The following is a 25,954-nucleotide window of genomic DNA, read 5'->3' on the forward strand; positions in this document are numbered from 1 at the left end:
CGGCGCGAACCTATGCACAGTTAGACCAAGCAATCACCGATGCTCTAGCTGCGGTGACACTCCAAGATATTATTGGCTGGTTTACCCACTGTTGTTGCTATGTTTCACCCAACTGAGAACTGCTGTAGGTTACAAATGTTGTTGAGCCTCTTGACTCTACAGTTGACTAGAGATTTTAAGATAGATGAAGTTACTCAGGGGCTTATTTCTGTAGGAGTTAAATATGCTAGTTAAAGAAGCACCAAAACAAATTGGTTTAGTCGCGAAGGAAAGCGGCGTACCAATCAAAACAATTCGCTACTATGAGGAATTGGGTTTACTCAAGGCATCAAGTAGAACAGAAGGAGGATTTAGATTGTTCGACTCGGATGTTTTTGCTCGCTTAAATTTTATCAAACGCGCTCAAACTTTGGGATTAAGCTTGCTAGAAATTAAGGAGTTTTTGGATATCCATGACCAAGGTGAGCTACCTTGCGATCATGTTGAAGTAAAGCTGAAAAACAAGATTGTAACGATTACTCAACAAATTGAACAGCTACAGATCCTAAAACTAGAGTTAGAAGGATTGCTTTCGGGTTGGGAGACTGTTCCAGAAATCCCTGAAAATACGATTTGCCCGATAATTGAACGAGCTTGACGTTCTCCCTAACTCGCCTAGCGGCTGAAGTTAGGGATTCCTAAGACTCACGACTTAAGTTTCTGTTTCTTTCCACAAGCGGTCTTTTGCAACTGCCCTTTAACCTCATGGTTATCAGGTCTGATGTTCGCTCCATAGACTGACACAGCAAGCCCTGCTGCCAAAATATTCGAACTTGCGTTGATATCTCAATCGTGGTTTATCTTGTACTTAGGACAATTCCACGCTCTGACATCCAACGTCATTTTATCTACGATATATTCGCAGTTTCCACAGCGTTTAGAACTGGGAAACCATCGGTCAATCTTAATCAGTTCTCGACGTACCACTGACATTTATAGACAAGTAGGCGGACAAGTTCGCCCCAGCTAGCGTTACTAATCGACTGAGCTAATTTATGGTTTTTAATCATGTTTTTGATAGCCAAATCTTCAATCACGATAGTTTGGTTTTCACGCACTAGGTTATTGACTTTGAGCTTAAATGCTTTGCATCAGAAACTAACGAAAACTAAAGACTTCTAAGCATTTCTTATCCTGAACTGACGTTAAATACTGGAGATGAAAATTTTGAAGATAAGAATTGGTTTAGATTTGACTCTGATTTTTGAGGCATTTACTAAACCGATTTGTGTGTTGCATTAAATAGTGATTTAATCCGAGCGGTACTGCTCCAAAAGTTTTTAGATTATCCCTTGACTCTCCAGTTAGCTAGATAACTTAAAGTAATTTTAGATGCAGTGGAGTCAGTTATTAATAAGTTGAAATCCACCACTTAGCTACTTACAAAGATATCATTATCAGTTATGACGGCACTACAGATTACTATCCCCAAACTAGCTTGTTCATTTTGCGTAAAGGTTGCCACAAAAGCAGCAAAGACTGTTGAAGCTGTGGCAACGATTCAAGCTGATACCAAAACTAAACTGGTCAATGTAGAAACTCGAACTCCGGTAGCAGTAATTAAGAAAGCGCTAGCTGTCGCTGGCTATCCTACAACCTAACTCTCTTCAATAATTTTAGCGTCAGCTAAGGCAGTAATAGCTGATAGCTGAGTTTTAAAAGTCTCAAAGTCTTTATCCACTTTGAACAAACCATAAATAAGGAGAAGTATGACTAAGATTGCTTTGTTTTACGGTACTCAAACAGGTTACACGCAAACAGCATCTGAAATAATTCAAAAAGAATTTGGCGGAGACAGTTTTGTAACTCTCATTGATATTTCAAAAGCTGAATCAAGTGATTTTGAAGACTACGAATACATTATTGTTGGTTGTCCAACTTGGAATGTTGGTGAGCTACAACGTGACTGGGAAGATTTCTACGAGCAGCTAGACAGCATTGATTTTAGTGGAAAGAAAGTTGCTTACTTTGGAGAAGGAGATCAGGTCGCTTATCCTGATACTTTCCAAGATGCAATGGGCATTCTGGAAGAAAAAATTTCCGAACTTGGTGGCGAAACTGTTGGCTATTGGTCTACAGATGGTTATGAGTTTACTGATTCTAAAGCTGTCCGCGATGGAAAGTTTGTGGGTTTGCCGCTAGATGAGGACAATCAATCCCAATTGACCAATGAGCGAATTAAAACCTGGGTTTCTCAATTGAAGCAAAAGTTTGACCTATAAAAATGTCTTGATTTTCTTGTTGATTAGAGATTTTAGCATCGCTTCAATTACCCAGAAGTCGATTAAATATAGCAGGTAAAGAGAAAAGTAACACACCGGAGTGAAAGAACATGAAAAGCACCCATGCGAAACGACACATCTTAGCAGTGCTGACCGCAGGTTTTGTAATAGCATCCACGTCATCTGTAACAGCGCAGACTATGACTGGTCACCAAGGGCAAGACCATCGGGAACACCAACGACATCAAGGACAAAATCGCCAGAGACATCAAGAACAGCAAAGACAAAACAGTCAAAAGCAACAAGGACAGCAAAGGCGAAACAATCAAAAGCAACAAAGGCAAAACCATCACGGACACCAAGGGCATCAAGAACACAACAAGGGCGCAATGGGGACTTCAGCAACAGACGCTCCTCCGGTAGCGAATGCCCAAATACTGCCACCCGTACCGACCAACCTACCGGATTGGATGGATAACAAGGACAAAAACCACATTTACCGTAAGCGTGGCTCTTACAATGACGCTGTTTACAATGTGCGACCACTCGCTCTTGACCTGAATGCGCTTGCCGTAGGTCATGCCTTTGCTTACGAGGACTTGGTGACGGGCAAAGCCAAAGACCTGGAAACTAAAACCTTTAACCGCATCAACTGGGTGCTGAATAACCCACCGCGCTTCATGCCTGATGAAGCTAACGTTTCGCCAACTTTTGGGCGCAAGTATGGCGTACTGGAGCAGGTCTTCGATTGGACACACATTCTACACGCGCAGACCGTTGATGTACTAGCCAGCACGAAGTTGACGGATGCTGAAAAAGATGCAGAGATCGAGCGCCTGTATCAATTCTACGTCGAGAGCGTATCCTACGCCGTCACTTCACTGCCAATGAACATGGGCTATCTCGATTCGCAACCCTACTCAAAGGCATTCCGCCGCGAACATCCGAAGGTGAACGGCTTGTTCTGGGGTTATCACTGGCTGCAAGGCAGGATGTATGACACGCTCTATGGCAAGACACTCCCAGAACAGCGCGACGCATATGCTAAGACTGGTAGGCGCTATCACAAAGTCGAGTTGTATCGTACCGACCGACCATTCATGCCCATGTTCGCAGAAGTCAGTCCAACGTTTGCGATGAAGTACCCACATATATCGAATACTTTTGATAACCTGCATATGCTGCACGACATGGTAAACGACATTTTGGCTTCGGACTGGATAACCGAAGAGCAGAAGTCAGAGCAGATTAACCGTGCCATTTGGATGGTGTCCGCCGACGCGCATAAGAATATGAAACCTGGTGATTTTAATCCAAGTGACTCATTACACGACCATCGCTTCATGCCTGGGATGCCTGGTATGGGCATGATGCCGGAGGACTCAATGAATCATGGCAGTATGAATCACAATGCGATGCCCACGAATGAGCCACAGAGTACGACAGGGCAAGAGAAGATGCAGCAAGGCACAACGCAACAAGATGATATAACACCCAACACAGGGGTTGCCCCAGCAGGCGGTCATGAGGGTCATTAATTTTGATTTGGAGAACAGATAGGGGGTAAACATCCAATGAAACAACTAATAACGAAACACGCGATCGCAGCTTTGATTACAGGGACATTTGTGGTATCAGCAGTTTCCGAAGCCCGCGCCGTCGACCACAACAATATTGATACAAACCGCCCCTTGTCATTTGACGATGCTGAGTCTATTGGGTTAGGCGAACAGGCGATTGAATTTGGTGCAGCACTGACTTTTCCTCAGGAGCGCGATGTGGGTGGTGAGTTCGAGCTAGAGTATCTCTATGGCTTTGCACCTAACACTCACCTTAATGTTGGTATCGATTCCAGTGTTGGGGGTCGAGCAGGCACAGACGACACTCGCTTTGATGCTGGCGATGTATCTGTGGGTGTGTTCCATAATTTCAACCGCGAATATGATAATACGCCAGCTTTTTCCGTTCGTGCTGATGCTTATTTACCAACTGGGCGCGATTCACAAGGTGTGGACTTTCGCCTGCGTAGTATCGCTAGTAAAACGATTGGGCAATACGATCGCCTGCACGTAAACGTCGATCTAAACGTCAATACGGAAACAGAGGATGGCGAACGCTCCGTTGTACCTGGTGTAATTCTAGGCTACTCTAGACCTCTAGGTTATCCACGCCGCTTCGACCGCACCTTTCTCGCGGAGGTGGGGGTACGTGGAGGCGAAGAAAAAGGTACAAACCCTATCATTTCTGCTGGTATAGGGCTGCGCCAACAGGTAGGTTATCAAAATGTACTTGACATCGGTTTGCAAAGCGATATTGCTGGTGGTAGTAGCGAACGTGACGATTTGCGCTTGATCGTAGGCTACTTTGTGGCTTTGTGTCAGAAAGCCACAAAGTTATAAACTGGATGGCATCAGATTATAGAGAAATAAGCGGTATGAGCAGTTTTCCTTGTTGGGTAATCTAGGTAAGAATTTACCTCTTGTGTTAAATAGTTCACAAGCACTTTTTGAAGTTTTACTGGTTAAAACTAAAACGACCGTCTGCCTTGTCCCCTCCAACATCAGAACTAATTTTTACCTGATGCTGACCAGCTACTTTTCCAGGAAGTAAAGCCGTATAGTGCTTTCCTTCAGCGTCATAGGAGAGAGGAAGTGTCTTTTGAGTACCATCCGGTAATTGTACCTGAGCCGTCACTTTTGCATTAGGGATAGCTTCATGATTGTCGCCTCTTTGCAAATACAAATCCAAGTGTGTCCCTTCAGCTTCTGCCTCAGTCACCAACTCTAAATGATATGAGCCTGATTCTACAACTTGACCACCTGCTTGAGGTACTTTTGCAGGCTCAGATGCTTCACCAGTTTCACTACTCTGTTGTAACGATGGCTGCGTTGATTGGGCAACACTTGGGCTGTTACTAGGATCTGTAGCTTGGTTAGTGTTACTACAAGCTCCTAATCCAATGAGTCCCAAGCTTCCTAAAACAATTAAGCTAACCTTCGATAATTTCATTTTCTTAACTCCTTGCTTTTTCATCTGTGTACTCTACGCCTTTATGGTTCAAATCCAAATTCGCTACAGCTAGCCAAGATTCGGAAACTTTCTTTTTCGGCACTAAAATTTTGCCAAACTTTGCGTACAAAGCAGGTAAAACTAGCAGTGTTAAAGCTGTAGAAGTAAATAATCCCCCTAGCACGACTACTGCTAGTGGCTGCAAAATTTCCTTACCTGCACCACTCCCAATTACCAGGGGAACCATTCCCAGTGCCGAGGTGAGGGCTGTCATTAGGATAGCAGCAAGTCGTTCCATTGAACCTTCTAACAGAACCTCCCGCAAGGGCATACCAGTAGCAAACTTACTATTGTAGTTTTCAACTAGCAGCAATCCATTGCGTGTGGCTACCCCAAATAAAGTAATAAATCCTACCATCGAAGCTACTGAAAGAACACCGCCACCCAACGCTACGGAAAATATACCACCAACTATGGCTAAGGGCAGGTTGACCATAATCATTAATGTAGCTGGTATAGAATTGACGGCAAAATACATCAAGACCGCGATAACAACAAGAGCCAAAGTGCCAAAAACTAGTAAGTTTTGAGTAGCCCGCTGTTCAGATTCAAACTGACCGCCATATTGGATGAAATAACCAGCAGGTAATTGCACCTGTTGTCTCACCCTGGATTGAATGTCATCAATTACAGAGCCTAAGTCTCGACCAGCTACATTAGCAGAAACTACGATTAAGCGGGAGACGTTTTCTCGGTTGATTGTGTTGGGACCAGTACCATCGCCAATTTTGGCTACTTGCGCTAAAGGAATTTTCTGTCCGTTAGGAGTATCTACTAGTAGATTGCGGATGGTTTCGAGGTTGTTGCGAGCGCTCGGTTGCAACCATACCAACAGGTCAAATAGTTGTTGTTCCTGTAGCACTTGGGAAACTACTCGCCCTTTTAGTGCCGTTTCAATCATTTCTGATAGCTGACCCACTGAAAGACCATAACGAGCAGCGGCAGCGCGATCAAACTGAATTTGTACTTGTTTGATCGGCACTTGGGGTTCTAGTTGCAAGTCTACGATCCCTGGAACATCGCGCATGGCTGCCTGCACTTGGGAGCCAATGCTACGTAGTTCATCAAGTTCAGAACCAAAAATTTTCACAGCAATCGCACTTCTCACCCCAGACAATACCTCATCCATCCGGTGAGAAATAAAACCACCAATGCTGGGAGCTACCCCTGGCAACTTAGCAAACTCTTCCCTGACTTTTTCAACACTTGCCTCCCGGTCTTTCATTCCTTCATCACTAATCTCTATATCTACGTGTCCTAAGTTGACACCACCCGCATCGGCGTCACCTGGAGCACGTCCAGAGCGTAACTGCACCGACTCAAATCGGGGATCGTCCTTGAGAGCCTCTTGAATGGCTACCCCTGCCCGATTTGTGGCTTCCAGAGAAACGCCAGGATAAAGCAGCATGGCATTGACGAGCGATCGCTCTTGAAACTCTGGTAAGAATACCCGTCCCAACGACGGCAAAACGATTATTGAAGCAACGAAAGCGGCAACTGCGATCGTCAAGATAATACTGGGGAGATTGAGCGAAAATCTCAGCAGTGGATGATACAACCTTTGGGACCCGCGAGAAACCCAGGTTTCCTCCTCTGGTAATCGGTGGTCAGCTAACAAGATGGCACACAAGGCTGGAGAGAGCGTCATTGCTACCAGGGTTGAAGCAAAAATAGATACTAAGTAAGCTATCCCCATTGGGGCAAAAATTCGACCCTCTACTCCAGTCAGCGTAAAAATTGGGGCAAAAACAACAGCAATAATTACTGTGGAAAACAGAACGCTGACACGCACTTCGACTGAAGTGTCATAGACAACTTGGAACGGATGAACAGGATTTCCTGCCAGCTGGTTTTTCCGCAACCCCCGGTAGGCATTTTCCATATCCACAATTGAGTCATCCACCACCGAACCAATTGCCACTGCCAGTCCCCCTAGAGTCATTGTGTTGATCCCCTGACCAAACAAATTGAGGATCATCATCCCGATTAGCAACGATAAGGGAATGGCGCTAAGCGTGATGATAGCGGTGCGCCAATTCATCAAAAACAAAAATAGGATAACGGAAACAATAATGATGCCATCGCGCAGAGAACCTTGAACATTTTCAATTGCATCATCAATAAAGTTTTCCTGACGAAAAGTGACGGTGAATTTAACATCTTCCGGCAGGCTAGGCTGAATTTCTGCCATTGCTGCTTCGATTGCCCTAGTAACAGTTGGCGTATCAGCTTGAGGTTGTTTGTTGATCATCACCACAGCTGCCCGCTGACCATTCAAACTGCCATCTCCCCGTTGCAAGGCTGCTCCAATTTGCACGTCGGCTACATCACTCAGTAGCACTGGCGTGCCTTGGCGGGCAGCGACTACTGATTGCTGCAACTCCTCAAGGGATGAAATCCGCCCGATACCGCGAATTAACTGTTCTCGGTCTGGGCTAATCAGAAAGCCGCCAGCTGCATTGGTATTCGCCGCTGCTGCTGCTTCAGTAACTTCTGCTAAAGAGACATCAAAGGCTGTTAACTTAGCTGGATCAACCAACACTTGATACTGGCGGAGATCTCCCCCATAGGCAATGACCTGGGAAACACCTGGAACTGCTAGCAGGCGGTTAGTAATGTCGCGATCAACCAGTCGCCGTACTTCCATCAGTGGCGTAGTTTCAGCGGTAAAGGCGTATTGGAGAACAGTACCAATGGGAGAGCTGATGGGGGAAATTTGCGGTGGCTCAACGCTTTCTGGAAGTTTTTCACTGGCTTGTTGTAGTCGCTCTGTCACTAGCTGCCGGGCTTGGTAGACATCAGTTCCCCAACTGAAAATTACCTTCACTACAGAGATTCCCACAGCTGAGGAAGAGCGCACCGTTGTCACGCCAGGAGTACCATTGACCGCACTTTCAATTGGTAATGTGACTAGGGACTCTACTTCTTCGGGAGCCAGCCCTGGTGCTTCTGTTTGAATCTCGACTTGGGGGGGAGCAAAGTTGGGAAAAACATCCAAGGGCATTTGTGTCAGGTTGTAAATTCCCAACACCGTAATGATAATTGCCCCCAGGACAACTAGCCAACGTTGGACGATCGACCACTTGAGAATAGCATTTAGCATATTTGCGCTTCAGGGTTCAGGACGGTGGGGGCGAAGTATTCCTTCTCAAGGCTCAGCAGGCGAAAAATGACATACAGGGAGCAGAGCTATTCACGGCAGAAAAATTCTTTGTTGGGATGAAGTAAAGTTTTGTTTAATTAAAGATTTAGGCTCGAATACTTTGCCCCCAATGTCTTCACAAGTCAAAACTCAGAATGATTCTGGTTGCTGGACTCTAGCTTTCCAACTGCGGGTTTTAGCTGGTGGTGATTATTCTGGTAGCGCTCATTTTCAACATTCATCCCTCGGTCAAACACTTCTGTTGTGGCAGAGCCACTAGATAGATGGTTTTCTACCACTCCTTCATAAGCTGGGGTGAGGCGACGCACAGTCCGGCGACCAACCCAAAAGGCAGCAGCAGTCAGCCCTCCTCCAGCAGGAATTACCCACCACCAGGGCAGCCCAGAACTACTCCTGTTAGCATCAGCCGCTGGGGATGGTACGGCAGCCTCGTCATGTCCCTCGTTAGCCTGCACATTGCTACCCCCTTGCAAAGACTGAGCGTAAAGTTGCATTGCGCCTTGGGTAACTACTCGATCCCCATCAAACAGACCAGTCTTGACCTCAACTAAATTTCCTGACGTTTGACCCAAAGTTATTTCAGTGGTCTGATAGCTATTGCCATTCTGGATATATACAAGTTGTTTGCCATTTGCCTCAACGACAGCCGAACTAGGAATTACTAAAATGTCTTTTGATGTTTGGTTTGTCAAGACTTCTAATTGAGCAAACATCCCTGGCTTCAATTGTCCGTTAGCGTTATTAAGTTCAGCTTTTACTGGAACTACCCGTGTTTCTCCTTCCACTATTGAACCAATCACCGTAACTATTCCGCTATAAGTTTGATTAGGCAAGCTGGCAATCTTTACATTGACTCTTTGACCTATTTTGACAAGATTTAAATCTTTCTCATAGATATTCGCTGTAGCTAAGACCTGACTATCATTGACAATAGTCATTAACTTACCTCCCGCATCCTCAAACGATTGACCGAGAGTAACTTCGCGATCGGCAATCCTACCAGAGATGGGAGAAGTCACTGTCACCAGTCCCTTAGCATTGGCACGATTTCCCAGTTGAGAAAGCCGGGTTTGATAAGCAGTGTCACTAAGACGGATACGAGATCTGGCTACTTCAACTGCTGATTGAGCGCGTTTGACTTGAGCTTGAGCTTCTATAACTTCTCGGCGGCTGCTAGCTTTAGTAAGTTCTGCTTTAGCTTGCGCTACCTGAGTTTGGGATTCTAAAGCTTGGCGGCGTGGCAGTGCACCTTCAGTAGCTAATATCCTGTCTTTGTCGTACCTTTCTTGTGCAAAATCTAGCTGACTTTGTGCCTCGGCTACTTCAGCCGCAGCTATCTGTAGATATCGCTGATAATTTTGTTGGGCTAGCCTCATATCGGCTTGAGCTTGCTGTAAATCTGCTTGTCCCTCGGCTTTTTTTTCCTGTGAGGCAACACCAAGCTCCACTAATTCAGGTGCGGCTAAGACAGCTACGGGCTGGTTTGCTTTGACATAAGTACCAGGCTCTACTAGCAGTTCAGTGACTATGCCTGGAATTGGTGCAGTCACTTCCGCTTGTTTGTTAGGCAAAGTCTCAATCTGTCCGGTTGTCTTAATTCCCAGAGCCAAACGCTGTTTATTCACAGGTTCTACTTTAATTCCCAAACGTTTAGCTATTTGGGCATCAACTTGAATAGAACTTGGAGCATTCGTTGCACTGCCTCCTCCTTGAAATTCATTTCCATGTCCACCATGAGCTAAAGCTGAAAAGGGAGCAGTTAATAGAATAACGCTTAGAAGTGTCCCAGAAACTTTGGCGATCGCTACAGGAAGTTGAGAATAACCGGACTTTTGACTCATTGGAAATTTCCTTAACTACTGAGGTAGTAAAATAACGACTTAAAAGAAATATTCTGCTCAAGCGTTAATGTCCCGCACTCAACAGCTAGTTGTAGACAGTAAGGTTGAAACATTGCCTAATCAGGACATATTACCCATTTTGTCATCCAAAAATGAAATTAAGATGAAATTTGTCGGGAGTCTAGCTTGGTATAAGAAGTGCTTACTTTACTTATCCTCCAGTATTAATTTCAACAACTAGAAGACAAAAGCATTGTTAAGCAACGGTATTAGTCAACTAAAACTTCTTATTGGCTTACTTTTGATACCAAACTTGTCGCCACTGCTTCATTTGGTCAATTTCAGCTTGCTGAGAGTTAATAATTTCCTGAGCTAGTTGCTTAACTTCAGAACGCTTGGATTTGCTTAGTGCGTCTTGAGCCATTTGTGTAGCAGCTTCGTGATGAGCGATCATTGCATTCATAAACCGTAAGTCGAACTGGTCATCAGCAGCACCCAAAGCCTGAAGCATTGTCATGCTCTGCTTCTGTTGTTCCGACATTGGTATTAGTGATTTGTTAGCACTGTCGTAGGTAACAAACTCACTACCTGCTTGGGGATACCAAGCGCTACGCCACTCTCTTAACAACTTATTTTCTTCTCTAGTTTGAGCTTCGATGATGTTGCCTGCTAATTTTCTAATTTCAGGGCGTTGTGATTTTTGCTGGGCTTCTTCAGCCATAACAATCGCTCCCCGGTGATGCAGTCGCATTGCATCAATAAACCGCAAGTCGTAATTTGCATCAGCAGGACCTAAATCCATTGCCATGTCATGAGTCATGCCACTACCATGTTCCATGCCTTGCATTCCGTCCTGCGTAGCGCTAGTGTCAGTAACATTAGTATTTGGGACTTGATTCTGGCTCTGTCCGGTACTAGAACAAGCCGTCAAAACACCACCCATTAAGGATGCGAAGGCTACAAAAATAAACGGTAGAAAGCTAGTTTTAAAAGAAATAGGTCGCATATACTTAGGCTTTATCTATAACTAAAAATAGTGATTTTTTCACAGCGTCAAGATAACGCTTACTACCTACTCTGTCACGCAAAAATGAAATCAGTATGAAATTTGCTCATTAAAAACGACTTTCAAGTTTGTTTAGAAATAAACTTGAAAGTTGTTTGTTTTTAAGTCAACTAGCACAATTTAAACTTTTCAGCAATCATAAATTGCTCAGTATACAAGCAATAGTTCTGTTAATTGACTACAACGCTAGAGCCAAGAATTTATTTTAGGCACAAGCTCCTACTCCAACAAGCACAAGCCCCCTAAGTTTTTCTGATCAAATTGACGTTAAGCATAAAACTAAGTAGACGGAGCATTATCAGCGACTTGTTCAATTAAACTACAAAGTTCGTGACTATCAGGATCGTCTAGAGGGTGTTCCGCCCAATGTTCTCGATACGCTTCTAGTTCAGCCTTAAGTGTCTTCATTTGATAAATTTGCTTTTCCAGAAAAGTAATTTTCTGATTTAGTAAGTCTCGAACGATTGGACAGGCAGCGCTACCCTGTTCGCGAATACCTAATACTTGTTGAATTTCTGATAAAGAAAACTGAAGGGATTGGGCTTTTTTAATAAACTTTAAACGTTTGATGGCATTAGGAGCATAATAGCGATAGCCATTTTCACTTCTATAAGCAGGTTCTAGCAACCTTAAGGTTTCGTAATAGCGGACAGTACCTACCGCCACATCTGCCTGCTCTGCTAATTCTCCAATCTTGAGTAGCTTGTTTTGGGATGATACTGAGCCAGTCTTTTTCACCATAAATTATTTGCAACGTATTTCTTATGACTATACTCTTAACTCTATAGTAAGCTATATAGTTAAGAGTTTTGCCGAACTATTTGAATAAATATTGCGAGTACCCACTTGACTCTCTAGCTGACTTGAGGGTTTAGCATACTCTTAGTTCCTTAAGAACTAGCAAATTTATACAAGAGGGCAAAGGGAAAATGAACATAGTTACACGGGCAAAAACATTATTGAGCGGTTCTATAGCTGGTTTAACACTAATAGTTCTAGCTGCTAGCCCAACTTTGGCTAATACCCATGATCAGAAGACAACACCGAATCAAACTTCCAGCACTTCAGCTAAGGCGGAACTGGTTCAAAAGCTACTTAGTCAAAGAACAGCACCAAATAACCCGACTACACCACAGACAAATCAGATGGGGTGCGCCTGTTGCAAATCCATGATGCAGAGTATGCCTGGAATGACAAATAAAATGCCAGAGATGATGCAGAATATGCCGGGAATGATGGATAACCAAAATAACCAATCTAGATAGGGTTTTGGTTACCCTTGCTACACCGCCATGCAGTATAGCAGGGGTAACTTTTTTAGAAAAACTTTAAAATGAACAAACTAAATTCAAACAATCGAGCTTCTAAAAAAAGTGGAACTAACAAGATGTTTGGCTACGCTTTACCCATAATGTTCTTTACTACCTTGGTTGCAGGTACAGGAATATGGTTTGCCCGTTTTAATCAAGTGCCTGCCAACAATCGGGTAGCAAGTCTTGTGCAACCACCAACTGCTGCTAATCAGGAAAAGGCAGCAGTTTATCCTAATATGGCTGTTACCTTGACCCCTGTTGCTAAAAACTGGCAGGAAACTACCCATGTACATGGGTTAGCAATTAATTCCAATAATCCAGAGATCGCTTACATTGCCACTCATCATGGACTACTTCAGCGCTCTGAAAGTGGGCAGTGGTTCTGGATGGGAAAAGAACGGGCTGACTACATGGGCTTTACTGCCGATCCCACAAGTCCAAACCGCTTTTATTCTAGCGGTCACCCTCCTACCGGAGGCAATCTAGGATTTCAAATCAGTGAGAATCAAGGGCAAGATTGGCAACAGATTTCAATGCCAGGAGTAGACTTTCACGCTTTGGCGATTGCTCCTAGTAATCCACAAGTCTTTTATGGTTACCCTGCTTCTGGGGCGCAGGGACTGCATACTTCAACAGATGGTGGTAAAACTTGGACGCAGCCACGTACAGATGGATTAATGGATGCTCCCTTTAGCCTTGTAGTTGATCCAAGCAATCCGCAGCGTGTCTTTGCTACTACCCGCGCTGGGTTGTATGAAAGTATGGATGGTGGCAATAACTGGACATTAGTTTCTAATACTCAAGATGCGCCAGTTGCAGCTTTAGCTCTGCTGAAAGAGGGAGATAGCACGGTGATGTACGGATATCGATTCCTTAAATCCGCACCTGGTCTTTACCGCAGTAATGACAATGGTATGACCTGGAAGAAATTAGGCAACGGCATTAGTGGATCAATTCTACAACTAGCGATCGCCCCAAGTAATTCTCAGGTTTTTTACGCAGTTAACGAAAACAATGCTGTCTTTCAATCGCAGGATGGCGGCAAAATTTGGCAAGAGACGAGCTAAGTGTATACAGTTATAGGCAGTAATTGTATCTAATTTTGTACTGCCTAGCTAATGCAGGTAAGCGGTGATTTGGAGAAAAATTGGTTGCTTTATGTCAAATTCTTTAAAAATCATTCACTTTCAACGCTTGCTAAATTTACCAGAATCAAATATTGCTATTTTCTCCTTTCTTCTCAATTTCTTTTGGGAAATTCAGCAAATGCAATTTTTTCAAATTTCCTCTGAGTTTTCCTGCCTTGATATGATCAAAAACTGCACTCTAGCTACTTTAGGAGATATTGGAATCTCATACTAAGTTGCGCTCCGACATAGCAGCAGGGTTCCTGGGGTATAGCCACTTTTCCTGAATTAAGGATGATTTTTTAGAACGCAACTTGGTATCAATTGTTGCCTTTTGGGTTGTTGCAGTCGTGTCGAAGTCGCGTCAGTGGTTCCGTCGCTTCCATTGGTGGCAGTTAAGCAGCTTTATTTTAGTTGGTGTTGCGATCACAGCTATCTTTGAAGCTCTAGCTACTGGAGTGCTTAACTTATGGGAATACGCTGATATTATGCCAGTACTTCCATTTTTTGGTACTGGATTGCTTCCGTTGCTTCAGTGGCTACTAATACCCCCCATAATTATCTGGTTCGTTAAACGCCAACTTTCTGATTTCAGACGGACAACCTCAAGCTAACCTCTCACCTAGTCCTATCTCAACACTGAGATTAAGTAACAAAATGTTCAGCTTGTAAAATTTGGTACAAATTTATGTCTGCTTCAATTAAGCAGGTATGACCACTGTGAGGCAAGACAACAACCTGAGCGGTAGGAAAAATTTTGCTGAGGTATTGAGCTTCTGCAACTGATGGCAGAACTCGGTCAACCTGACTCGCGATCAGCAAAACAGGATGAGTAACCTGATGAAGTTGAGTTTCATCGATCCGAAACTCACTTAATTGTGATAGGCGATATTCAGCCGTTTTTTTCGGTGCGGCTTGGGCGGCTTTCCAAAGAATCTGAAGCCTTGCAAGCGGGATACGGGTTAGCGCAGAGGTTAAGCACAGGATGACGATTGGAGAAAATTTATAAAGTAGTGGTGGTGTCCAAGCAAGCAGTCGTGAACTTTGGTTAAACCAAGTTACTCGATGAAATGAAGAAGCGGAGTTCACCAAAATCAGCCGCTTGAATAAATGTGGAGCGTATTCGATCAATTTCAAAGCGCGACATCCTCCCCAAGACTCACCACAGAGATAAGCTGCCTCTTGCGGTATTCTTTCTAGCTCTGCCTGAATGAGCGCGATCGTGCTTTCTGCTAATTGTTCCCAGTCCATAAAGTTATTAAGCGGTATCACGAGACAATGGATATTAAAGCCCGCTTCTAAGCCTTTAGTTTCTAGCTCAAGCAGAGCTTCACCCGTCTCATTCATTCCGGGCAGAAAGATCAGCACTGGATATTCTGGATTTGAACGATGAAGCGTCAGAAAATAAGGTTCGCTATTCTGTTTAGATATCATGGGAAAGCGATTTAATAGTCTTGGAAAAATCTGCTGTCTTCTACAACAAAGCTGAATTTGTGCAACAATAACAACGTTGTATCGAGTTGATATCTACAAAGTTTCTGTAAGTTGTACCGATTATATCCTTAGACTAACAAGGAGAATATAGCATGAAATCAAATGGCATCAAGCCTTATATTAGCCTGTTGATTGCACTGTCTATCTCTTACGTGGTAATGTTCGCTCTGATGTTTTCGCGAGTCAACGAGTTTGCCAATCTGTTCCTCAGCCTTAACCAAGTGTACATGGCAGGACTAATGATATCGGCGATGCTCATCATCATGCTGACGGCGATGGGTTCAATGTACCAAAATAAAAAGTTGAAAATTGCACTTCTGCTCATGGGAGCCGTAATGATGGTAATATTTTGGGCTCTTGTGAGAACGCAAGCAGGAGTAGGAGACCAGCAATTCTTGTCCTCGATGATCCCACATCACGCGGCTGCTATTCTTGTGTGCGAACAGGCATCGCTAACGAATCCACGTATTCAGGAACTATGCACGGAGATTGTCAAGACGCAGAAGGAGGAGATAAGGATTATGAAAGCACTTATGGAATAGTCTAATTATAGCTAGATATATCCCTCTTTTGTCACTTTTGGGAGAGTAAAATCCAGAACCTTCTGTAGATAAGGATTTCATCGAAATGACTTCTAATTAAGTCTGAGATTAGAAAATAAAGCGTAAAAGATATATATTACAGGCTTTTTCAAGTTTTAGTTCGTTTTTTCCTTAGTCAGAATGACAAAACAGAGTTAAACGTCATATCGCTGACCTTATCGCCACTAATCCAGGTGATGGATGGATTTTTATTACCGACCAACTCAACACTCACAAGTCTGAATCCTTAGTACGACTTGTAGCCAACCATTGTGGTGTTGAGATCGATTTGGGCATTAAGGGTAAGTCTGGTATTTTGCATTCAATGCAGTCTCGCGCAGCCTTTTTGACTGCTTTAAACCACCGTATTCGCTTTGTTTATACTCCAAAACATAGCTCATGGCTTAATCAAATTGAGTGTTGGTTTAGTATACTGGTACGTCGTTTACTTCGGCAGGGTAATTTTACTTCAACGGGCGACGACCTCAAATACCAAATTTTGCGCTTTATTGATTACTTTAATCGTACATTTGCAAAGCCTTTTGTTTGGAGGTTCTTAGGCTACCTCAACCCTACTTCAACTGGTTAGTTATTTTTGTCCTAATGCACTAGCTTAAAGGCTAAAACTACATCTTCGTAAGGGTTCATTTGAAAAGTGACAAAAGAAAAATAAATCTTTAATAAGATTACCTAGTATCTTAGAGAGGATAAAACTTCGTTATAAGGTACTAAACCTGCAACGGTATGACTTACCTGCGCGGCAACTCGCGGATTCTGTTTCATTAAGCCAATCAGCAGCGTGTTCATAAATGAGAATTTCCTAAACGCTTTGATTCGTAAACCTGCACACAGATCTGCTTCGAAATGAGACTCATAGCGATACTGCCAATTCTCTGCTGTCACTTCTGGAGAAGGGGTTTGAGTAGCAAGTGAGACAAAAACAACGCTAAGACTGAAAAGCTTACTCAGCAAGCTTTTCAGTTATAATCGAATTTAGAGTAGTTAGTACATAAATACTAACTCGACCAATCATTGAGTTCACCTGACGGCTCTGGATTACGCAAAGGACGTATTGCACCCTTCTGCAAGTCTTCAGACAAATGAAAGCGATATCGACCGAGAATATTGATATGTTCATACCCTAGAGGCGACAGTCGAGCCACATCTTCAGTAGCCGTCGCCATTTGTTCCTGTCGAAGATGATTCAATGCTGCATCCATGTAGTAAGTGTTCCACAGGACAATCGCATTCACCACCAACCCTAAAGCTCCTAATTGTTCCTCCTGACCCTCTCGGTAACGTTGACGCACCTCCCCCCGACGACCATAAAAAACTGCCCTTGATAAACTATGGCGACTCTCCCCTCGATTAAGCTGAGTTAAAATCCGACGGCGATAAGCTTCATCATCGACATAATTAAGGAGATACAGCGTTTTAGAAACCCGTCCTAACTCCCCAATGGCTTTAGCTAAAGTCGAAGGCTTTTTCCCTTTTTGCAAAGTCCTCATAATCTCACTAGCACTGACGGTTCCCAATTTCAGCGAACCAGCAACTCGCAAGATATCATCCCAGTTTTGTTTAATTAAATCTGTCTTAATCAGTTGTCGTGCAAGTTTCTCCAAAACCCCATAATCGCTATCACAGGTTAGCTTCCAGAAACGAGCTTCTCCAACATCAGCCAAACGTGGGCTAAACTGATATCCCAAAAGCCAAAATAGTTCAAATACCACATCGCTGTAACCAGAAGTATCCGTCATTAACTCTTTTGGACGTAATCTGGTCTGGTGTTCCAATAATCCCACCAACGCAAACAGAGAGTCCCTTAACGTCCCCGGTATTACCAAGCCATGAAAGCCCGTAAATTGGTCAGAAGTGAAGTTATAGTAAGTAATTCCCCGACCTTGACCAAAGTATTTACTATTAGCACCCGCATTTACAGTTCTCACCGGAACGACAAAACGCAACCCATCTGCCGAAGCTACTTCCCCACCACCCCAACTCTGTGCTAGAGCAATGGAACTTTGAGCATTAACCAGTCGTGCATTAGCCCGCACTAGAGTCTCTGGGCGCATATAGTTTTGTTCCACCCAATTGAGCCGACTACGGGTTAAAGCTGGAATATTAGGATGTTCTAAAGGGGTGAAACCAATATTACAAGCATTTTTAAGCAAAACAGCACAAATACTGGTGAATAAATCCTTTACCTTAGCCAAGCTCTCATTAATATGAGTAAACTCTTCCAGAAAACCAGTTTTTGCTTGAAGTTCTAGTAAGTAGGTGAGCGTAATTAAACTGAAGATAATTTTCAGAAGGAATGGAACTGCGTAAAGCTTTCAATCGATGTCATCTTATATTTAATTTGACTCACCTACTTAGAACTTCGGGTAAATCGACATGAGGAAGGGAGTTTTTCACCTGCTCCTTAAGTTGAAGATAACTATCGGATTCCGCCAGCTTATCTAAATTTGTAATAGTTAAAGTTTCTTTCCCCAAAACCCTTTCAATTTTCACGTCTCCATTCGTCGGCAAGTTATTTGCAGTCCGTTGATAAGCCTCGTCTAGTTGTTGTTTAAGGTGGGCTAATTCTGGGCTTGCCGATAAATTCAAATTCATGGCACGACAAACATGAGAACGTGCTGATTCCCAAACTTGACCTTGTAATAATTTAGCTGTAGGATTACTCCAACGTTCGCTCTTATTAACAAATAAATCTCGACGCTGTAAACCTTTAACTACTTGCTCTAAAATCCAAAAGGTATAAGCTTTATGGTCAATACTACCATCTTTTCTGACGACCCAAAATACCCAATTTTTATCAATAAAACTTAAGGGTACATTTTCTATTTTTAATTGGCGTTTGCCTTCAAGAGACTGAAGAAATTTCCAAGCGGCTATTATTGGCTTACCTGCTTTATTGCTTTCTAATTCGATAACTCTCAGTAAAGTTGGTAGAAAAATTCTAACTGAACGCCATTTATTTAATAACTCCTGATAATAATTATCTTCAGGCAGTCGAGCTAATTTTTCTACTTGAATGAATACTTCGGCTAATTGTTCTTTAGTAATCCAATTCCATACTTGTTCTCGCACTTGACTATCATCACAGTTGTCATCTAAAAGAACTTTTCCCACTCTTGAGAGTTTTAAAGCCGCAGCGTCCAAGTCTTTAAGGGTGCGTAAACGCTCTTTTTTACCTTCACGTTCTGAGGAGGAAAGCAAATCTTTAATTACCGATTCCAAGATATCTAAAGCATCATCAATGGCAGTGGATTCTAAGACATAAATAAAGGCAAACAAAGTAGCAATTCTCTTGGCTTTTGACATTCGAGCAATTGCTTGAGCTTTGATGGTGAAAGCTGATTTAGCAAGAAGCTTTATGCGGATGGGGGGTATCCTTGAAATATCTAACTTCCCAATCTCAACCGCGCGAATATTCTCCATCTTCTTCAAAGCATTAACTAAAGCTGGACTACTAATACGGGTTGGGGAAGTGCGCCATTGGTCTAAAAGGGTGTTTCGGCTTGTTTCCGTCACCACAATCAAAGATTCTAATTCCTTAATTTGCTCTTGATTAGGCAATTTGTACAGCTTAAAATATAGTTTTTGTTCAACCCTTTCTCTGGTACTGGAAATTAATTTGGCAATGGCAGTGACTCCGGGTAAGAGAATTTTATTTTCTAACAACTGCGCGGTAGTGATATCAAATAAAACACTCGGACTTTCCGCACTCACCCAGGCTCGTTCATAAAGCCAGCGAACCAGTCGCCAATGAGTCGGTTGAGCCGTAAAATCTTGATAGCCATAAGACTCTTTGATAAGTTGAGTATGTTCCCACTGTGTATTCACTCTTTCGAGATAATGAGATAAACAATTAGTATCGGTAATATTTAATTGATTTGCTAAATAGGAAATAACTAAAAACGGTACATCAACAGGATTATGCAAAAAAGTCCCTAAAAACCGAACTGTGCCAAGTTGTACAGCAAAACCTAACCGATTATGGTCGCCACGTCGTTTTTTCACTAATTGTAAAGCTCGGTCGTCTAAATGAAAATAACGGGCTAATTGTAGGGCAGTGGGTTCTCCGACATAAAGTCCATAACGAGCTTGATATTCTTCGGTCAAAAACCGAATTGACATTATTTCATTCTCCCTGCCGTACCGAATAGAGTATAAGTTATTTGGTACACTAAAACCGAACGGTGCAGTAAGCCCAGAAGACCCCTAAATTTCCGAGGGTTCAATTGGTACAAAAAGTTGCTATTTATTGTCGAGTTTCAACAAGCGATCAATCCTGTGAGCGACAAGAGCGGGATTTACTGGAATATGCCCACTTAGCAGGCTACCAGGTGATAGGAGTTTGGAAGGACACGGCGGCGGGTACAAAACAGAACCGAGTAGAGCGGAAGAAGGTGCTAGCAATGGCACAAGAGAGGAAGATTGATGCCATTTTGGTAACTGAGATGACTCGGTGGGGGCGCAGCACGATTGACCTAATGCAAACGCTACAGGAACTAAACGCCTGGAATGTGTCGCTAATTGCTACTACGGGAATTCAATTTGATTTGAACACGTCTGGGGGTCGGTTAATTGCCAATTTGATGGCAATCTTAGCAGAGTTTGAGCGAGATTTGGTCCGCGAACGAGTCCGTTCTGGAATTGCGGCGGCTAAGGCACGAGGGCAGAAATTAGGCAGGCAAACTGGACAAAGAGTCAAAGCCGACAGATTGGCTCCCAAAGTAATGCAGATGGTGGAGCAAGGCAACTCTTATCGTCAAATTGCGGGAGCTTTGCACTTGAGTAAGACGACGGTTAATGAAATTGTTAAACGACACCGACAATTAAATCCATTTTCTCAAATTGAAATTAAACAACCTACTATGGCAAATCAATTGCAATCAAAGACTAAATCCGTTTATCAACTGAAAATCACGCTCAAAGATTTTCGTCCGCCCATTTGGAGACGGGTACAAGTCAGTAGTGAGATCACATTAGGAAAATTACACCAGATTATTCAAGCAGCGATGGGTTGGACTAATTCTCATCTGCATGGATTTTCGATTGGGGGAGTGGAGTATGGTCAACCCTTACCAGAACTTGACTTGGAGATCGAGAACGAACAGAGGATAAAGTTAAGCAAAGTCGTAACTAGAGAGAAGCAAAAATTCTTCTATACTTATGACATGGGCGATTCCTGGGAACATGAGATTTTGGTAGAAAAAGTGCTGCCTCATGACTCATTGGTACGCTACCCAGTTTGTATAACAGGTAAACGGGCTTGTCCACCGGAAGACTGTGGTGGGGTATGGGGCTATGCAGACTTCTTAAAGGCGATTCAACAACCAGACCATCCCGAACATGAATCAATGTTGGAATGGGTTGGTGGTGCGTTTGATCCAGATGCCTTCATCTTGAGTGAAGTTAATCAATTGTTGCAGCAGATTGTTGGGAGTAAGTAATTATAGTCACTACGGCGCAGGGCCTTCAGCCTTAGCGTTGTTTTCGTCGCACTTGCTACTCAAACCCCGTAATCGAGTGCGAAATTCACTAAGGATGGAATAGTCAAAGCCAGAGTCGGTCAAAGAGAGACTCAATAAATACTTCCAGTCAATATGTCCACGTACTGCCTCTGCGGCTTGTCGGTCAGACAAATTCTCCATAAATTGCATGATACAAACCAGCGCTAGCCGCCACGGCGCATATGCTGGCTGTCCTTTAGAGGGAAACAAATCCACAAATGCTTCCGAGTCAAAAATGCTTCCTAAGGCTTCTCGGATTTGTATGTAAATGTTTCCTTTCGGAAAAGATGCGTGTGCCACCTCTACTGTTTGTTGAGGTATGTCTGGGATATTTTGGGGATGCATCGACATGGCAGCAAATTATTCTTTCAAAAGGATTTAATTATCCTATCGCTGTAGAAGTAATCAGAATTTTCGTGCAATATTAAGTTTTCAAAAATATTAAGCAATATTTCGCCAACAGTGTCTTCGCTACTTTTACCCCTAAAGTTACAACAAAGCCGTTAACATCGAAGATATTCATATACCACAACACATTGTTTTCTGCAATAGGTTACCGCAATAACTTTACAAAAATTTTCAAAAATGGGTTGCTTTTCTAGAATGAGTGCTGTAATTTTGAACATGAGAACAGTAACAATTGTTACGGCTCTTTACATCTGGCTCTAGACATTTGAGATTGACTCAGTCTCAAATGTCTACAAAACTTTGTTCCAAGTTTGAAAATCGTTCCCGATATGCTTGAGGTTCACTGTAAAGCTACTAGAAATTAAGGAGCATTAATACCATGGATGAGAATGGATTAGATATTACTACAGACATTACTGTAGTAAACGAAACCTTCAGCAACGTTTCTGGAGATGGTATAGAGGTTCTTGATGACAATAATAATATTGTCCTTAAGGAAGTTGAATCCACCGATAATGGAGGCGATGGCTTCGATATTGGCTCTGCCATCAGTGGCAATTCAGTAACGATGGACAACTCTTTTTTCGGCTTTAACGAAAACGACGGTATTGATGTCTTTGGCGATAACAATACCCTCGACCTATTTCGGACAGCCGCAAGCTCCAACGGTGAAGGAGGCTTCGAGCTTGATGGTACAAATAACACGATCAACATCAACCTCAGCGAGTTTGAAGGAAACAATGATGGCTTCAACATTCCTCGCACAGGTGTAGGTAATACTGTAAAAGTAGAAAACTCCCTCTTTCCTGGCAATGCAGACGATGGCTTTGATGTCTTTGGCATTGAAAACGACATCACTTTGAATAACGTATCCTCAACCGGCAACACCGAAGACGGTTTCGAGATTGATGGCAGCGATAATACGATCACTGCCACCAATAGCCTCTTTGGTGAAAATGGTCAGGATGGTTTCAGCTTCGATACTACTGCTACTGGCAACGAAGTGACCATGAACTCTAGCGCATTTCGTGCCAACGGCGATGATGGCTTTGATATCGAGGGCTTCGACAACGTCGTCACCTTAAACAATGTATCCTCCGATGGCAACGCTGAAGAGGGCTTCGAGATTGATGGTAGCAACAACAAAGTTACTATTCAGGATAGAAGCATTTTCACCGGAAATGGAGATGATGGCTTCGACATCGACTTCGGAGGTACGGGCAACACTGTGGAGGTAATCGACACCGCATTTCGTGAAAACCGCGATGATGGTTTTGATATCCTCGGTCGCAACAACACTATCACCTGGAACGGTGTAGAATCTTTTGAAAGAGCTTAAAGCCGCCAAAAAGTTACCTGAAGAAGTGAAATTACGACAGAGTAAGTATCTCAACAATATTGTTGAACAAGACCACCCTTGGCTAAAACGGTTAGTCAAACTTGGGATGGAGGTTAGGTTTTTCAATATGGCACGGCGCACTATCAGAGGTTATGAAATTATGAATATGATGAGGAAAGGACAAGTTTTAGGAGTTCCCAAGGAAGCCATCAATGAGCGGGTTCTCTTCATCCATCAAATCTTTGGAGTAGTTGCATAATCTAAACTCCCCCAACAGGTTTTTTTGTCCTCACACAGTTTTTGCAGCATAACCAATTTGAGTATCTACTTACCTTTTAACCACAACATAGAGTTGCCTTAATCTTTCTGTGAGATTTTAAAAGGTTGGCAGGCATCTATGCTGGTAAACGCTCACTTACCAGAAGTTTGCCAATATCTCTCTAAAGGCATAACTATGGCAACTAATGTATTTATCAATGAGTTTCACTACGATAACACTGGTACGGATACTGGTGAAGCTATTGAACTTGCAGGTCTTGCAGGGACTGATTTAACGGGTTGGGATCTAGTTTTATACAACGGCACTGGCGGTAGTGTTTACAACACTCAGAGTTTGAGCGGTATAATTCCCGACCAGCAAAACGGTTTTGGCACGATTTCTTTTAGCTATCCCTCTAATGGAATTCAAAACGGCGCTCCTGACGGTATTGTTTTAGTTGATAACAATGACAATGTTGTTCAGTTCTTGAGTTATGAAGGTAGCTTTACGGCGGTAGGCGGTTTGGCTGATGGGATGGTTAGTACAGATATTAGTGTTGGTGAGACTGCTACCACCCCTGTAGGTTCCTCCTTACAGTTGACGGGAGCGGGTAGCTATGAAGATTTTACCTGGAGAAATCCGGCAGATGATAGCTTTGGTGGGGTGAATGCAGGGCAAACTTTTGGCGATGGTAGTGGTGGCGGCGGTGAAGAACCTCCCGCACCTGTCATCATTACGCCAATTTATGAAATTCAAGGAGCAGCTTTTACTTCGCCCTTAATAGGACAGCCCGTCACAACTACAGGGATTGTCACCGCCGTAGATAGCAATGGTTTTTATTTGCAAGATGCTACGGGGGATGGTAACACGGCAACCTCCGATGGAATCTTTGTTTTTACTTCTTCTCTCCCCACTGTTGAGGTCGGTGCTGCCATCCAAGTTGCGGGAACCATTAGCGAATTTACTCCGGGCGGTGCTAGTACCGGGAATCTTGCAACTACTCAAATTAGTAGCCCAACGATTACTACTCAATCGTCCGGTAATTCTTTGCCTAATGCCATTGTCCTTGGTGTTAACCGGATGCAGCCAACGGAGATTATTGATAACGATGGACTCCAAACCTACGATCCAGACACTGATGGCATTGACTTCTACGAAAGCTTGGAAGGAATGCGAGTTACTGTTAATGATGCCTTAGCGGTTAGTCCTACTAATAGATTTGGAGAAATTTATACCGTTGCTAATAATGGCGAGGACGCTAGTGGATTAAGCGATCGCGGGACGATCAATATTTCCCCTAATGACTTTAACCCAGAGCAAATTCAAATTCAGTTTGATAGCGGAATTTTTGCTGGAACTACTCCCCAAGTTGATGTTGGAGCGCAACTAGGGGATGTAACGGGAGTTGTAGGTTACAGCTTTGGTAACTACGAAATTAATGTTACTGAAGCTTTAGACCGTTTGACCGTTGCTAGTTACAACGTTCTAAACCTCGATCCCAACGACGATAGCAATAGCGACAGCGCCAACGATACCGATATCGCTAATGGACAGTTTGCTCGCATCGCAAGTCAAATTGCCAACAATCTTCAAGCCCCAGATATCATTGGGTTACAAGAAATCCAAGATAATGACGGTTCGGTAGATAGTACAGTAGTTGATGCCAGCTCGACTTATCAAACCTTAATTGATGCGATCGCGGCGGAGGGCGGACCTGAGTATGAGTTTTTAGAAATTCCGCCCGTCGATGACCAAAGCGGCGGACAACCAGGGGGTAATATCCGTGTTGGTTACTTGTATAATCCTGATCGCGTGGATTTTATCGAAGGTTCTTTAGAGCAAGTTATAGACCCTAATCTCTCCGATGGCGATGCTTTTGAGGATAGTCGTATCCCGCTTGCGGCAAGTTTCCTCTTTAACGGTCAAGAAGTGACGTTAGTTAATAATCACTTTGCCTCTAAAGGCGGCAGTACCCCCTTGTTTGGAGCAGTACAACCACCAGTTAACGGCAGTGAAGACCAGCGCATCGAACAAGCAGAAGTTGTCAATAGTTATGTTGGCGATATTTTGACCAGTAACTTGGATGCCAATGTTGTCGTTTTGGGCGACTTGAACGAGTTTGAATTTGAAAAACCACTAGCAGTTTTAACCGGAGACAACCTCAATAACTTGACCGAAACCCTCCCAGAAAACGAGCGTTACTCTTACATTTTCCAAGGCAATTCTCAGTCTCTTGATCACATATTGGTGAGCGACAGTCTATTTGACATTGCTCAATTTGATGCAGTTCATGTCAATTCCGAGTTTGCAGACCAAGCCAGCGACCACGATCCGCTCTTAGCTGCTTTTACTATCGAAGTGCCAAAAGGACTAGAAATTAAGGGAGGTAAGCTAATAAGCACTTAAGCTGCAATATGATGGTTATTCCCTTTATTTTTGATCTTGCGATGCCATTCAATTACTAACTCGCCTTGATTTAACAGCCTATCCAGTAGTAGCTTCAATTCATCTACT

19 protein-coding genes and 6 pseudogenes are annotated in these 25,954 nt (G+C 43.2%); 15 read left to right on the forward strand and 10 right to left on the reverse strand.

Going from position 1 to position 25,954, the window contains the following annotated elements; genetic code table 11:
* Positions 1 to 223 precede the first annotated feature (223 nt).
* Complete coding sequence (locus tag AC2VE5_RS16055; RefSeq protein ID WP_486888736.1) at positions 224 to 637, forward strand: heavy metal-responsive transcriptional regulator; 414 nt, start codon at positions 224 to 226, stop codon at positions 635 to 637.
* Between the two features lie 47 nt (positions 638 to 684).
* On the opposite strand, the pseudogene AC2VE5_RS16060 reads toward AC2VE5_RS16055, so the two are convergent.
* Positions 685 to 1,100, reverse strand: a pseudogene (locus AC2VE5_RS16060) (RNA-guided endonuclease InsQ/TnpB family protein); the annotation flags it as partial.
* A gap of 342 nt (positions 1,101 to 1,442) precedes the next feature.
* Here AC2VE5_RS16060 and AC2VE5_RS16065 point away from each other — a divergent pair.
* Positions 1,443 to 1,640: a heavy-metal-associated domain-containing protein gene (locus tag AC2VE5_RS16065; RefSeq protein WP_486888737.1), complete on the forward strand. Its 198-nt coding sequence runs from the start codon at positions 1,443 to 1,445 to the stop codon at positions 1,638 to 1,640.
* A 108-nt stretch (positions 1,641 to 1,748) separates the two neighbouring features.
* Positions 1,749 to 2,261, forward strand: a complete 513-nt coding sequence (gene fldA / locus AC2VE5_RS16070; protein ID WP_486888738.1) for a flavodoxin FldA — start codon at positions 1,749 to 1,751, stop codon at positions 2,259 to 2,261.
* A 198-nt stretch (positions 2,262 to 2,459) separates the two neighbouring features.
* On the opposite strand, the gene AC2VE5_RS16075 is transcribed toward fldA, so the two are convergent.
* Positions 2,460 to 2,666 (reverse strand): hypothetical protein, encoded by a 207-nt coding sequence (locus AC2VE5_RS16075; RefSeq protein WP_486888754.1) that lies wholly within the window; start codon positions 2,664 to 2,666, stop codon positions 2,460 to 2,462.
* On the opposite strand from AC2VE5_RS16075, the gene AC2VE5_RS16080 reads away from it, so the two are divergent.
* Together AC2VE5_RS16080 and AC2VE5_RS16085 are read left to right on the forward strand one after the other, a co-directional pair.
* Positions 2,651 to 3,799, forward strand: a complete 1,149-nt coding sequence (locus AC2VE5_RS16080; protein WP_486888752.1) for a hypothetical protein — start codon at positions 2,651 to 2,653, stop codon at positions 3,797 to 3,799. The genes AC2VE5_RS16075 and AC2VE5_RS16080 overlap by 16 nt on opposite strands.
* A 36-nt stretch (positions 3,800 to 3,835) precedes the next feature.
* Positions 3,836 to 4,660, forward strand: coding sequence for a transporter (locus tag AC2VE5_RS16085; protein ID WP_486888739.1), 825 nt, complete (start codon positions 3,836 to 3,838; stop codon positions 4,658 to 4,660).
* Between the two features lie 115 nt (positions 4,661 to 4,775).
* On the opposite strand, the gene AC2VE5_RS16090 is transcribed toward AC2VE5_RS16085, so the two are convergent.
* The 5 genes from AC2VE5_RS16090 to AC2VE5_RS16110 all read right to left on the reverse strand — a co-directional run bounded on the left by AC2VE5_RS16090 (position 4,776) and on the right by AC2VE5_RS16110 (position 12,141).
* On the reverse strand, positions 4,776 to 5,270 hold the full coding sequence (locus tag AC2VE5_RS16090) for a hypothetical protein (protein ID WP_486888740.1): 495 nt from the start codon (positions 5,268 to 5,270) through the stop codon (positions 4,776 to 4,778).
* A gap of 4 nt (positions 5,271 to 5,274) precedes the next feature.
* Positions 5,275 to 8,433 carry an efflux RND transporter permease subunit gene (locus AC2VE5_RS16095; protein WP_486888741.1) on the reverse strand — a complete coding sequence of 1,053 codons (3,159 nt, stop codon included), beginning with the start codon at positions 8,431 to 8,433 and terminating at the stop codon, positions 5,275 to 5,277.
* A 182-nt stretch (positions 8,434 to 8,615) separates the two neighbouring features.
* Positions 8,616 to 10,334 carry an efflux RND transporter periplasmic adaptor subunit gene (locus AC2VE5_RS16100; RefSeq protein WP_486888742.1) on the reverse strand — a complete coding sequence of 573 codons (1,719 nt, stop codon included), beginning with the start codon at positions 10,332 to 10,334 and terminating at the stop codon, positions 8,616 to 8,618.
* Between the two features lie 295 nt (positions 10,335 to 10,629).
* Positions 10,630 to 11,340 (reverse strand): DUF305 domain-containing protein, encoded by a 711-nt coding sequence (locus tag AC2VE5_RS16105; RefSeq protein WP_486888743.1) that lies wholly within the window; start codon positions 11,338 to 11,340, stop codon positions 10,630 to 10,632.
* Positions 11,341 to 11,679: 339 nt separating this feature from the next.
* The gene (locus tag AC2VE5_RS16110; protein WP_486888744.1) at positions 11,680 to 12,141 is read right to left on the reverse strand and encodes a heavy metal-responsive transcriptional regulator; all 462 of its coding nucleotides are present in this window, start codon (positions 12,139 to 12,141) and stop codon (positions 11,680 to 11,682) included.
* Between the two features lie 188 nt (positions 12,142 to 12,329).
* Between AC2VE5_RS16110 and AC2VE5_RS16115 the strand changes: the two genes are divergently transcribed.
* The 3 genes from AC2VE5_RS16115 (at position 12,330) to AC2VE5_RS16125 (ending at position 14,454) form a co-directional block, all read left to right on the forward strand.
* Positions 12,330 to 12,665, forward strand: a complete 336-nt coding sequence (locus tag AC2VE5_RS16115) for a hypothetical protein (RefSeq protein ID WP_486888745.1) — start codon at positions 12,330 to 12,332, stop codon at positions 12,663 to 12,665.
* Between the two features lie 68 nt (positions 12,666 to 12,733).
* Positions 12,734 to 13,780 carry a F510_1955 family glycosylhydrolase gene (locus AC2VE5_RS16120; protein WP_486888746.1) on the forward strand — a complete coding sequence of 349 codons (1,047 nt, stop codon included), beginning with the start codon at positions 12,734 to 12,736 and terminating at the stop codon, positions 13,778 to 13,780.
* A gap of 374 nt (positions 13,781 to 14,154) precedes the next feature.
* A complete protein-coding gene (locus AC2VE5_RS16125; protein ID WP_486888747.1) occupies positions 14,155 to 14,454 on the forward strand; it encodes a hypothetical protein in 300 nt (99 codons plus the stop codon).
* A 31-nt stretch (positions 14,455 to 14,485) separates the two neighbouring features.
* Here AC2VE5_RS16125 and AC2VE5_RS16130 read toward each other — a convergent pair whose 3' ends face one another.
* Complete coding sequence (locus AC2VE5_RS16130) at positions 14,486 to 15,274, reverse strand: alpha/beta fold hydrolase (RefSeq protein ID WP_486888748.1); 789 nt, start codon at positions 15,272 to 15,274, stop codon at positions 14,486 to 14,488.
* A gap of 152 nt (positions 15,275 to 15,426) precedes the next feature.
* Between AC2VE5_RS16130 and AC2VE5_RS16135 the strand changes: the two genes are divergently transcribed.
* Both AC2VE5_RS16135 and AC2VE5_RS16140 read left to right on the forward strand, forming a co-directional pair.
* Positions 15,427 to 15,876, forward strand: a complete 450-nt coding sequence (locus tag AC2VE5_RS16135) for a DUF305 domain-containing protein (protein ID WP_486888749.1) — start codon at positions 15,427 to 15,429, stop codon at positions 15,874 to 15,876.
* Positions 15,877 to 16,078: 202 nt separating this feature from the next.
* Positions 16,079 to 16,504, forward strand: a pseudogene (locus AC2VE5_RS16140) (transposase); the annotation flags it as partial.
* A 427-nt stretch (positions 16,505 to 16,931) separates the two neighbouring features.
* Here the strand turns inward: AC2VE5_RS16140 and AC2VE5_RS16145 are convergent.
* A pseudogene (locus tag AC2VE5_RS16145) lies at positions 16,932 to 20,055 on the reverse strand (Tn3 family transposase).
* A 104-nt stretch (positions 20,056 to 20,159) separates the two neighbouring features.
* Here AC2VE5_RS16145 and AC2VE5_RS16150 point away from each other — a divergent pair.
* Together AC2VE5_RS16150 and AC2VE5_RS16155 are read left to right on the forward strand one after the other, a co-directional pair.
* Positions 20,160 to 20,756: pseudogene (locus AC2VE5_RS16150) on the forward strand (recombinase family protein); the annotation flags it as partial.
* 39 nt (positions 20,757 to 20,795) lie between these two features.
* Complete coding sequence (locus AC2VE5_RS16155; RefSeq protein ID WP_486888753.1) at positions 20,796 to 21,374, forward strand: plasmid pRiA4b ORF-3 family protein; 579 nt, start codon at positions 20,796 to 20,798, stop codon at positions 21,372 to 21,374.
* A 69-nt stretch (positions 21,375 to 21,443) separates the two neighbouring features.
* Here the strand turns inward: AC2VE5_RS16155 and AC2VE5_RS16160 are convergent.
* Positions 21,444 to 21,785 (reverse strand): annotated as a pseudogene (locus AC2VE5_RS16160) (transposase); the annotation flags it as partial.
* Between the two features lie 436 nt (positions 21,786 to 22,221).
* Between AC2VE5_RS16160 and AC2VE5_RS16165 the strand changes: the two are divergent.
* From AC2VE5_RS16165 to AC2VE5_RS16175, 3 genes and pseudogenes are all read left to right on the forward strand, one after another.
* Positions 22,222 to 23,181, forward strand: coding sequence for a right-handed parallel beta-helix repeat-containing protein (locus AC2VE5_RS16165; RefSeq protein WP_486888750.1), 960 nt, complete (start codon positions 22,222 to 22,224; stop codon positions 23,179 to 23,181).
* Positions 23,177 to 23,440, forward strand: a pseudogene (locus AC2VE5_RS16170) (DDE-type integrase/transposase/recombinase); the annotation flags it as partial. The gene AC2VE5_RS16165 and the pseudogene AC2VE5_RS16170, both read left to right, overlap by 5 nt.
* 138 nt (positions 23,441 to 23,578) lie before the next feature.
* Entirely contained in the window at positions 23,579 to 25,846 is a 2,268-nt protein-coding gene (locus AC2VE5_RS16175; protein WP_486888751.1) for an endonuclease/exonuclease/phosphatase family protein, read from the forward strand.
* The last annotated feature ends 108 nt before the right edge of the window (positions 25,847 to 25,954 follow it).

It is taken from the genome of Aliterella sp. E5.1, assembly GCF_057473825.1.

Coding starts and splice junctions, on each gene's coding strand:
- AC2VE5_RS16085 (WP_486888739.1), top strand. CDS start 3,836: ATGAAACAACTAATAACGAAACACGCGATCGCAGCTTTGATTACAGGG.
- AC2VE5_RS16110 (WP_486888744.1), bottom strand. CDS start 12,141: ATGGTGAAAAAGACTGGCTCAGTATCATCCCAAAACAAGCTACTCAAG.
- AC2VE5_RS16095 (WP_486888741.1), bottom strand. CDS start 8,433: ATGCTAAATGCTATTCTCAAGTGGTCGATCGTCCAACGTTGGCTAGTT.
- fldA (WP_486888738.1), top strand. CDS start 1,749: ATGACTAAGATTGCTTTGTTTTACGGTACTCAAACAGGTTACACGCAA.
- AC2VE5_RS16090 (WP_486888740.1), bottom strand. CDS start 5,270: ATGAAATTATCGAAGGTTAGCTTAATTGTTTTAGGAAGCTTGGGACTC.
- AC2VE5_RS16105 (WP_486888743.1), bottom strand. CDS start 11,340: ATGCGACCTATTTCTTTTAAAACTAGCTTTCTACCGTTTATTTTTGTA.
- AC2VE5_RS16135 (WP_486888749.1), top strand. CDS start 15,427: ATGAAATCAAATGGCATCAAGCCTTATATTAGCCTGTTGATTGCACTG.
- AC2VE5_RS16080 (WP_486888752.1), top strand. CDS start 2,651: ATGGGGACTTCAGCAACAGACGCTCCTCCGGTAGCGAATGCCCAAATA.
- AC2VE5_RS16065 (WP_486888737.1), top strand. CDS start 1,443: ATGACGGCACTACAGATTACTATCCCCAAACTAGCTTGTTCATTTTGC.
- AC2VE5_RS16100 (WP_486888742.1), bottom strand. CDS start 10,334: ATGAGTCAAAAGTCCGGTTATTCTCAACTTCCTGTAGCGATCGCCAAA.
- AC2VE5_RS16175 (WP_486888751.1), top strand. CDS start 23,579: ATGCTGGTAAACGCTCACTTACCAGAAGTTTGCCAATATCTCTCTAAA.
- AC2VE5_RS16130 (WP_486888748.1), bottom strand. CDS start 15,274: ATGATATCTAAACAGAATAGCGAACCTTATTTTCTGACGCTTCATCGT.
- AC2VE5_RS16155 (WP_486888753.1), top strand. CDS start 20,796: ATGGCAAATCAATTGCAATCAAAGACTAAATCCGTTTATCAACTGAAA.
- AC2VE5_RS16115 (WP_486888745.1), top strand. CDS start 12,330: ATGAACATAGTTACACGGGCAAAAACATTATTGAGCGGTTCTATAGCT.
- AC2VE5_RS16120 (WP_486888746.1), top strand. CDS start 12,734: ATGAACAAACTAAATTCAAACAATCGAGCTTCTAAAAAAAGTGGAACT.
- AC2VE5_RS16165 (WP_486888750.1), top strand. CDS start 22,222: ATGGATGAGAATGGATTAGATATTACTACAGACATTACTGTAGTAAAC.
- AC2VE5_RS16055 (WP_486888736.1), top strand. CDS start 224: ATGCTAGTTAAAGAAGCACCAAAACAAATTGGTTTAGTCGCGAAGGAA.